Origin of the sequence: uncultured Sunxiuqinia sp., assembly GCF_963974515.1 — a bacterium.
Lineage (GTDB): Bacteria > Bacteroidota > Bacteroidia > Bacteroidales > Prolixibacteraceae > Sunxiuqinia.
This window is the reverse complement of record NZ_CAXBDD010000050.1, coordinates 19,997-28,710: the sequence shown is the minus strand read 5'-3', so window position 1 is coordinate 28,710 and position 8,714 is coordinate 19,997. Positions and strand designations below refer to the sequence as shown.

General features: G+C 44.1%; 8 protein-coding genes. 1 reads left to right on the top strand and 7 read right to left on the bottom strand.

Translation table 11 applies throughout. From position 1 onward, the window contains the following. Positions 1-98 precede the first annotated feature (98 nt). Entirely contained in the window at positions 99-269 is a 171-nt protein-coding gene (locus AAC033_RS11830) for a 4Fe-4S binding protein (RefSeq protein WP_082326626.1), read from the bottom strand. Positions 270-469: 200 nt separating this feature from the next. After that, positions 470-1,126: an endonuclease III gene (gene nth, locus AAC033_RS11825; protein WP_339738336.1), complete on the bottom strand. Its 657-nt coding sequence runs from the start codon at positions 1,124-1,126 to the stop codon at positions 470-472. Positions 1,127-1,414: 288 nt separating this feature from the next. Between nth and AAC033_RS11820 the strand changes: the two genes are divergently transcribed. Next, the gene (locus AAC033_RS11820) at positions 1,415-3,283 is read left to right on the top strand and encodes an ABC-F family ATP-binding cassette domain-containing protein (RefSeq protein ID WP_339738334.1); all 1,869 of its coding nucleotides are present in this window, start codon (positions 1,415-1,417) and stop codon (positions 3,281-3,283) included. A gap of 95 nt (positions 3,284-3,378) precedes the next feature. On the opposite strand, the gene AAC033_RS11815 is transcribed toward AAC033_RS11820, so the two are convergent. The 5 genes from AAC033_RS11815 to AAC033_RS11795 all read right to left on the bottom strand — a co-directional run bounded on the left by AAC033_RS11815 (position 3,379) and on the right by AAC033_RS11795 (position 8,501). Beyond that, entirely contained in the window at positions 3,379-4,221 is an 843-nt protein-coding gene (locus tag AAC033_RS11815; protein ID WP_339738332.1) for an aldo/keto reductase, read from the bottom strand. 128 nt (positions 4,222-4,349) lie between these two features. Then, entirely contained in the window at positions 4,350-5,417 is a 1,068-nt protein-coding gene (rsgA, locus tag AAC033_RS11810; protein WP_339738330.1) for a ribosome small subunit-dependent GTPase A, read from the bottom strand. A gap of 148 nt (positions 5,418-5,565) precedes the next feature. Then, the gene (locus AAC033_RS11805; RefSeq protein ID WP_339738328.1) at positions 5,566-6,051 is read right to left on the bottom strand and encodes a pyridoxamine 5'-phosphate oxidase family protein; all 486 of its coding nucleotides are present in this window, start codon (positions 6,049-6,051) and stop codon (positions 5,566-5,568) included. Positions 6,052-6,825: 774 nt separating this feature from the next. After that, entirely contained in the window at positions 6,826-7,350 is a 525-nt protein-coding gene (locus tag AAC033_RS11800; RefSeq protein ID WP_339738326.1) for an FMN-binding protein, read from the bottom strand. Beyond that, positions 7,341-8,501, bottom strand: a complete 1,161-nt coding sequence (locus AAC033_RS11795) for a hypothetical protein (protein WP_339738324.1) — start codon at positions 8,499-8,501, stop codon at positions 7,341-7,343. Before AAC033_RS11795 ends, AAC033_RS11800 begins: the two co-directional genes overlap by 10 nt. Positions 8,502-8,714 lie beyond the last annotated feature (213 nt).

Genomic DNA, 8,714 nt, shown 5'->3' with positions numbered 1-8,714 from the left:
CACAGTTTTCGTTCAATCTGCCGGAAAACATGCATGTCGGACAAAAAAAAAGCCCGCCACTTGAAAATGACGGGCTAAAATTTTTATGCTGTCCGTTTTTATTCGGCAATCGAAATTGCGTCAACCGGGCAAACCTCGGCACATGAGCCACAATCAGTACAAAGATCAGCATCAATTGTATAGATATCACCTTCTGCGATCGCGTCAACAGGGCATTCATCAATACAAGTTCCGCATGCAATGCACTCATCTGAAATTACATAAGCCATAACACTTCATTTTTAAAGTTAAAGAATACGAGCAAAAGTACAAAGTTTGCTATTAAATCAAAGTAATTCATTACAAAATTACAGCTGCAAAACTAACAGTTAATTTACAATTAATCTAGCTCGAATCTCAATTTATAATTGTACTAAATAAGTCATTGGTTTCCGAATCGGAAATACGAATTAATCACCTGCTCTATCGGCTATTTTACCGCTTTTGCTTTTTGAAGTTTTGCATAATAAACGCACACTTCTTTCAACCCACAGGCCTTGCACTTTGGCGTGCGAGCCAAGCAGGTGTAACGCCCGTGTAAAATCAGCCAGTGGTGCGCCAGCGGAACAATTTCCTCGGGAAAATATTTCATCAGCTCCTGTTCCGTTGCCAGGGGCGACTTGGAGTTCGTGGTCAGTCCAATGCGGTTGGACACCCGAAACACATGCGTGTCAACTGCAAAAGCAGGCTTCTCGTAAACCACCGAAGCAATGACATTAGCCGTTTTTCGCCCTACCCCGGGCATTTTTTGCAATTCAACCACATCATCTGGAACCACGCCTTTAAAATCGGTCACCAGCATTTTAGCCATTCCAACCAGGTGTTTGGCTTTGTTATTTGGATATGAACACGAACGGATGTATTCGAATACCTCGGCCGGTCCTACTTCGGCCATCAACTCCGGTTTTGGAAACCGCTTAAACAAATCGGGCGTAATTTGATTGACGCGTTTGTCGGTACACTGGGCCGACAAAATAACGGCAACCAGCAACTCATACGGATTTCCGTATTCCAATTCTGTTTCGGCAATTGGCATCGCTTGCTGAAAATAATCAATCACCCGTTGATAACGTTCCTTCTTCTGCATATTTGTTTTTTCTGGGTTGAAGAAAGCAAAAATAGCCATCACGCACGAAAAATCAATAGGATTGTCCGCCTACATACCATATTTTATTCGGTCTTAGATGTGATTAAGTGGTCATTAAGTTGTTTTGAAACGATCTAGAACAATAAAATGACCATGAATGACAATTGATTGACCTTTTTTATGAAATTAACGAAGGGCAATGATTTCGGAATCTTTGGGAAGTAGTTCTGCTGCATCTCCTGATTGCCAATTTTAATTTCTATTTTTGCGCCAAAAGAAGATAGAATTATGATCCCCTATTTACAGGCCGAGTCGATTTCGAAACGATATGGCGAACAAATGCTGTTCGAAGGCATTTCCTTTACCATTTTCAAGGACCAAAAGGTGGCCCTGATCGCTAAGAATGGTGCCGGAAAAACCACCTTAATGGAGTTGATTGCCGGATTCGACAGGCCGGATGAGGGGCAAATCACCCATACCAATGATGTAAAAATTGGCTACCTCCGGCAAGATCCGGATTTGAATGAAAACCTGACAGTGCTGGAAGAAGCGCTTCGATCGGACAATCCCGCTCTGGACGTCATTGCTGAATTTGAAGCCGCTGTGAAGCACCACGACCAAAAAGCCATAGAACAGCTAACCGTGAAAATGGAGGAGCTGAACGCCTGGGATTTTGACGTACGAGTGAAACAAATTTTAAGCCAGTTGAAGATCAACGATTTCGATCAACGGGTTGGTGAACTGTCGGGTGGACAGAAGAAACGACTGGCGCTGGCCAACGTGTTGGTTAATGAACCCGACCTGTTGCTTCTCGATGAGCCCACCAACCACTTGGACCTGGACATGATTGAGTGGCTCGAATCTTATCTCGAAAAAACCAACTGCACCCTGTTTATGGTAACCCACGACCGTTATTTTCTGGACCGGGTGTGTAACGAAATTATCGAGATCGACCAAAATCAGATTTACGATTATCAGGGCAATTACAGTTATTACCTGCAAAAGCGGCAAGAACGCATAGAGCAGCTTCAAGCGTCGACCGAGAAAGCCAAAAACCTGCTACGCACTGAGCAGGAATGGATGCGCCGCATGCCTAAGGCCCGAAGCCACAAAGCCAAATACCGGGTTGACCAGTTTTACGATCTGAAAGAACGAGCCAGCCTGACCCGTCAGGACGACAAGTTGGAGCTAAACATGGCCTCTTCGCGCATGGGGAAAAAAATTCTGGAATTAAAACATATTTCCAAAGGCTACGACGATCTGCAACTCATCACTGATTTCAGCTATCAATTTTCACGCTTCGAAAAAGTGGGGATCGTGGGAAAGAACGGAACTGGAAAATCCACCTTTCTGAATGTTATCACCGGTGCCATTCCGCCCGATTCGGGACACATTGATTGGGGACAAACCATCCGAATAGGCTATTATCGACAGGAAGGTATCAACTTTCAAGCGAACGAAAAAGTTATCGATATCATCAAAAATATTGCTGAAGTTATTGATTTTGAAGACGGGCAGAAGATGACCGCCAGCCAGCTGCTCACCCGCTTTCTGTTTCCACCCGAAACACAATACAATTTTGTTGAAAAGCTTAGTGGAGGGGAGCGTCGGCGACTATACCTGTGTACCATTCTGATGGGAAACCCCAACTTCCTGATTCTGGATGAGCCAACCAACGACCTCGACATTATGACGCTGAATGTGCTGGAAGAATACCTGGCAGCCTTTGGCGGTTGTGTGGTGATTGTCTCGCACGACCGGTATTTTATGGATAAGATCGTTGATCACCTGTTTGTGTTTGATGGTGACGGTAATATTCGCGACTTTCCCGGCAATTATACCATTTACCGCAATCAGATGCAGGAAGAAGAGGAAGCCCGGAAAAAAGCGGAGACCATTGCAAAGCCCAAAGCGGTTCAGGAAAAACCAACGAATAAAGTGTCAAGCAAAATGAGCTTCAATGAAAAACGGGAGTTTGAACAACTGGAGCGGGAAATTCAGCAATTGGAAACAGAAAAGGCGGAACTGGAACAAGCCTTAAACTCCGGTGAACTTTCAACGGATGAGCTGACCGAGAAGTCCAATCGCTTTGGGGAACTGACGGCAGAGCTGGACGAAAAAGAAATGCGCTGGCTCGAACTTAGCGAAAAAAACTAGCTTTTCGCCTAATCACAAAATCATCAGACAAGGTATTCAAGACCTGTCCAAACAGCGCAAAGTCTATTGGAGAAATGTTGTGCTTCTGCTTTGTTTCAGATCCGATCCGGCCAAATATTGGGCAATTCTCCGCTGAATCCGAATTCTGGAAGATCATCGATCTGCTTCATCTCTTCGTCTGACAATTCGAAATCGAACAGGCTGATGTTTTCTTCCATTCTTTTTGTTGAAGTCGATTTCGGAATCACAATCACATCGTGCTGAATCACCCAACGCAGGCAGACCTGAGCAATCGATTTTCCTTGCCGATTCGCTATGCTTTCTAAAACTTCATTTCCGAATACACCACCTCTGGCCAAAGGCGACCAGGACTCAACGACAATCCCCTGGAGTTGACAAAATTCGGTTAATTCAGGCTGCCAGTACCCCGGATGGAACTCAATTTGGTTCACCGCAGGAATTACTTGTGCTGTCTGAAAAAGCGCTTTCAGGTGTTCTTTCCAAAAGTTGCTTACACCAATCGATCTGATTTTTCCTTCGGCCTGCAATTCCTCCATGGCACGCCAGGTATCAGCATTGATTTGCTGCCAGTTTTTATAATTCCTTGCATTGGCAGGCCAGTGGATCAGGTACAGGTCAATATAGTCCAGTTTCAGTCTGCCCAGCGATTTATTAAAAGCCGCTTTTGTTTGCTTAAAGCCTAGAACTTCACGCCACACTTTGGTGGTCACCACAATCTGGTCTCTCGGAATACCACTTGCCCTGATCCCTTTCCCTACCGCTTCCTCGTTTTCGTAGATTGCAGCAGTGTCAATTAAACGATAACCATTGGACAAAGCATCTATAACCGATTGAACGCCCACTTGCGCTTTGGCCTTGTAGGTACCAAAACCGATGACCGGAATTTTTTGATTGTCATTTAAAATTATTTCTTGCATAATATAAACATAAAGATCATCAAAGCAGACATGAATAGTACCAAAAGAGGACAAACACTCAAGCTCGATGCTATGCGATTTTCTCGACTAAAAGTATTTTTGCTGGCGGGAGGGCACTTCGGTTCTGCTTAGTATTTATTCGATTTTCTATCTTTTTTAAAATTTTTAATCCTTTTCCCAAATTCCTTGTCTTTCATGCGTTTTTCGGCGGTCGTTGATTCAAAATGTTCTCTTTCCCGTTCCATTTTCAAATAGTTTTCATACGACGATTGATCTATTTCTCCATTTTCTACGGCTGCGACAACCGCACACCCAATTTCTGTCGTATGGGCACAATCTTTAAACTTGCAATCCCGGGCTAGTCGCACGATGGCTTTAAATGTCATTTCCAATCCGGTGGCTGCATCTGCGACCCCAACTTCTCTCATTCCCGGTGTGTCAATTAAAATTCCACCACAGGTCAGCACGAATAATTCACGGTGAGTTGTCACATGCCTTCCTTTGTGGGTACTATCACTAACTGAGTTTGTTTTCATCAACTCTCTGCCTGAAAGATTGTTTAGCAGCGTTGATTTCCCAACCCCTGAAGAACCTAACAAACAATAGGTTTTACCTTTCAGCATTTGTGTTTTGAGTTGGTCAATTCCGGCCAGGGTTTCATTGCTTATCGCCATGACCGGTACCTGCTTAATGCGGCTTTGAATAGTCGCTATTAAGCGGGTTAATTCGTGCTCTGGGATCAGATCTGTTTTGTTGAGAATGATCAACGGCTCGACCCCGGATGTGTTGCAGATCGTCAGATATCGTTCCATTCGGTTGATATTAAAATCCCGGTCAACGGCTTGCACAATAAAAGCAAAGTCAATATTTGTTGCAATAATCTGTTTTTCGCCCTGTTTTCCTATGGTTTGTCGCTCAATAATGGTTTTCCTGGGAAAAACGGCATGAATAAGCGCCTTATTCTCATCATATTCAGCAATGGCAACCCAATCGCCAACAGCAGGAAAATCAGCCCTTTGTTTCGCCGAAAACCTAAAATTTCCGATGATCTCCGCATCATATTCGTTATCTGCTGTTCTTACGAGGTATCGCTCCTTGTGCTCCGAAATAACCCGCCCAACTCCAAATGACGCGAGCCCTTTGTCTTTTCGGTAGCGTTCCAACTCAACGGGATATCCTAAATCTTCAAGTGTCATTTTTTTCAGTATTAGGCACAATAATTAAAAATGTAGTCGCAGTCTCCAAAACTCTCGAAAGCGTGGCACACCTCTGTTACAAAAAAGGTGGAAGCAGGAAACAACGATCACACTCCCTTCTGCTCCGCAATTTTTTTTTTCAAGCGTTTCATCGTCCCGCTTTTCCGTGAATCTGTTCAATATCCAGTCTCAGCATCTCCATTTTCGAATAATAATTTTCTGATTTCATCATCTTTTCCCTGACTACTGAATCATGGTCTTCTAAATGACTCAGCAAGACCCACATGCCATGTTTCTTCTCTTCCAAATCGTTTACAATTTGCATGTCGCCCCAAAATACCACCGACTGATATTCATGTTCGCATGCTCCCGGAATGTAACCGCCATCGTCAATCACAGTCGCGCAAACGCTTTTATTGTATCTTAAAAAATCCAATTTCAATCCATGCGGTGCGCAATGAAAGTAAAGTGACTTTTTCTCAACATCGTAGCCATAGCTAAGCGTAACAACATAGGGTTCGTTTTCGCGGCACATGGCAATAACGGCAAACTTGCCATTTATCAGGATGTTGGCAATTTCCGATTCCCGCTTTAACTCCCGACTGGGACGATTTTGTAAATGATATTGTTGCATAAATCTCCTTATCAGTTAAATCAAAAACGACAGGAACAGTATATTCACGATTTATCTTTTCACGATGCCTTTATAGCACTTCCCATTCAAATATTGATTTAATAGTCCGAATTGCCTCATTGTCGCAAAGTTCATTGACTCCCCGTGCCACCTGTACACTATCAATCTTACCGTTTTCATCCGATGAAATTATATTTATATAGAATCGTCTTCTAATCGTATCAGAGTCTGGCAGATTTTCGCGCTTAATATTGTTTTATATGAGTTCTCAATTTCTTTGAATAACCATCAACTTTCTGAACTTGTATTCTTTGTTCAGATAAACTGCGGATAAATTTAGAAAATAAATTCGGATGATTTGCGGTTGGAAAGAGCGGATTTTGCATCATGAACACAAGACATATGGATTGATTCTCATCGCCGAAATGGGTGCTTTCATTTTTTGAATGGGCCGCGAAACCCGTTCATCGCTGGATTGGGCTCTCCCACTATAGCCAAGTTTTACCTGGAACTGTTCGAAAGTAGTTTGTGAAGACAGGAAATTAATACAAGGCGTTCCGTCTGCCTCATGAAACAAGGGATTTTGCCAAGGGGAGGCTCTGTATGCCCAATTATTTGAAAAGTTTGGCTGAAAGGCAGATCTATGGGGCTGATTGCGTCAGAACTTTTGCCGATGGGCAGGCCCGGGACGCCAATGGACGCGAAAAAGATCCGAGGGAAGGGACATACTTGCCCGGAAGCCACAAAAATTGGGCGTTTTGAAAGAAGCTCAGTCTACAGGTTACAATCCTGCAATAAGATGGTGATTTCGCGAATGCCGATTACAATCGAACCGGCCGACAGCGTGGCACCGGAAATGGCTTGTACCTCGTCGCCATAGTCGAGGTCTCCACCATCATAGCCAACAAACTGCTCCAACCAGCGTTTCGAGGCGATCTCACCGCCGTGGTCGGAATAATAGCTGGTCACCTTCACCAGCTCCACTTCGCGGTCTTCATTAAAATAAATCAGGTAACTGAAAAGATCGTGCCTACCTTTCCCTTTGGCAGAAACGACAAAGCCGCTGGCTTTCTGGTCGCGGTAAACCTTCGAAACATCTTCAATGAATTCGCTCTGAAAGCAATGATCGTCCAACTTTTCCAAGGCGAATTCAGAACGATCAGCGTCCAGTTCTTTCGACAACAACTTAATCAACTTTTTGGAGGCGGCATCCTCAGCACCCGCTCCAAAAAGTTGAGCTTGCCCTGTTGAAATCAACAAAAGGCAAGCTACAGCTATGACAAATTTTCTTAAAACCATATTCCAATTCCAAGGTTCAATTGCTTAGTATAATCATCGGTCGCTTCGTTGCCAAACCATTGCAAGTCCGCTTTCAAGACAGCTCCGGCAGCCATCCACCATCCAATACCAGCGGTAATATCAGTCCGGTCGTAGGCCAGGTTTTTCGCGATGCCATCGACTTTCTGGTGGGTGTTGTGTTTTTCGTAGCGCACAAAGGGAACCAATTTCTGTTCGGTACTTTGCTTGTTAAGCAAATCATAACCGGCTTCCATGTAGTAGCCAAACAACTGGCTTCCCAAGTCTTTACCTGTAAAGGCGTTGTACTCATCCGTATTATTCAGCGACGCATAATTCAGCTGTCCGCGAAACACCCATCCGTTGGTCGAATAGCGGCCGTCGAGACCCAGCATATTCAACCCAATAACCGATGAATCAGCCATCGCTTCCATCGCCTGATCATCTTTAGGGATTCCGTTGTAAAGGCTGGTTTGTGTTTTTCCCGTATAAGCGCTTAATCCCAGTCGTAAACCTGGAATACCATAGTAGTCGAACTTGGTCGACAAGTTGGGATGCGTCAAAATTGATTCGGCTCCTTTTTGGCGTCCGCCTCTCAAGGCATTGCCACCGCTAAGCTTTGCTCCGCCATCGTAGCTTTTAAAGCCGTTGACCACATAAAGCTGATACTTCAAATCCAGTTCCTGAAAGGTTCCCGTGAATCCCGCACCAATTTCACGCCAGGTAGTTGGTACAATCCGACTATCCAGGTTAGGCCGTTCAACCCCGTTATAAGTAGCCGGTTCATGGTACTCGTTCACAATCCCCATTGGAATAAGGAGTAACCCACCCCGGAAGTTCAACCAATTATTAATCCGGTAATTCAGGAAAGCCTGTTCCACGTAAACTTCCGAAACGTGCTCATATTCAATTTCAGTAACAAACTGGGTCCGCTCATTAAAACGATAGGCAAACATCATCACCAAACGGTGAATATCCATTTTCCCATTCTGATGAAGATCAGAAGATAAGGGTTGATTATAGTCGATTTGGGCATAACCGCCAATGCTCAATTTGTCCTCTGCATCCAACAGCTTTTCAGCCGTGTTTTGTCCATTCACATAGCCTGCTGAAATCCCAGCCAGCAGGACCACAAATAACAGTTTCTTCTTCATTTTCAACGTCATTTTTTAATAGGTAAATTTTATGTCTGCGAAAGTAGCGGCAGCCAGCGAGTGGTACAATCCCCATTTGTTGGGATTTTTTAATCGAACAGAAGCATGCAAATGCAAAACAGAAAGTTGACTGGTAAGAACCCAAACACATTGGAGCAATCCGGCGGGAGATCCCGAAAAAAATCCGCTAAGCCCCTCTAAGTGTTTGAATCC

What these genes read in the sequence shown, in the direction of transcription:
- AAC033_RS11815 (WP_339738332.1), bottom strand. Translation starts at nt 4,221, where the DNA reads ATGCAAGAAATAATTTTAAATGACAATCAAAAAATTCCGGTCATCGGT.
- AAC033_RS11800 (WP_339738326.1), bottom strand. Translation starts at nt 7,350, where the DNA reads ATGGTTTTAAGAAAATTTGTCATAGCTGTAGCTTGCCTTTTGTTGATT.
- nth (WP_339738336.1), bottom strand. Translation starts at nt 1,126, where the DNA reads ATGCAGAAGAAGGAACGTTATCAACGGGTGATTGATTATTTTCAGCAA.
- AAC033_RS11805 (WP_339738328.1), bottom strand. Translation starts at nt 6,051, where the DNA reads ATGCAACAATATCATTTACAAAATCGTCCCAGTCGGGAGTTAAAGCGG.
- rsgA (WP_339738330.1), bottom strand. Translation starts at nt 5,417, where the DNA reads ATGACACTTGAAGATTTAGGATATCCCGTTGAGTTGGAACGCTACCGA.
- AAC033_RS11830 (WP_082326626.1), bottom strand. Translation starts at nt 269, where the DNA reads ATGGCTTATGTAATTTCAGATGAGTGCATTGCATGCGGAACTTGTATT.
- AAC033_RS11820 (WP_339738334.1), top strand. Translation starts at nt 1,415, where the DNA reads ATGATCCCCTATTTACAGGCCGAGTCGATTTCGAAACGATATGGCGAA.
- AAC033_RS11795 (WP_339738324.1), bottom strand. Translation starts at nt 8,501, where the DNA reads ATGAAGAAGAAACTGTTATTTGTGGTCCTGCTGGCTGGGATTTCAGCA.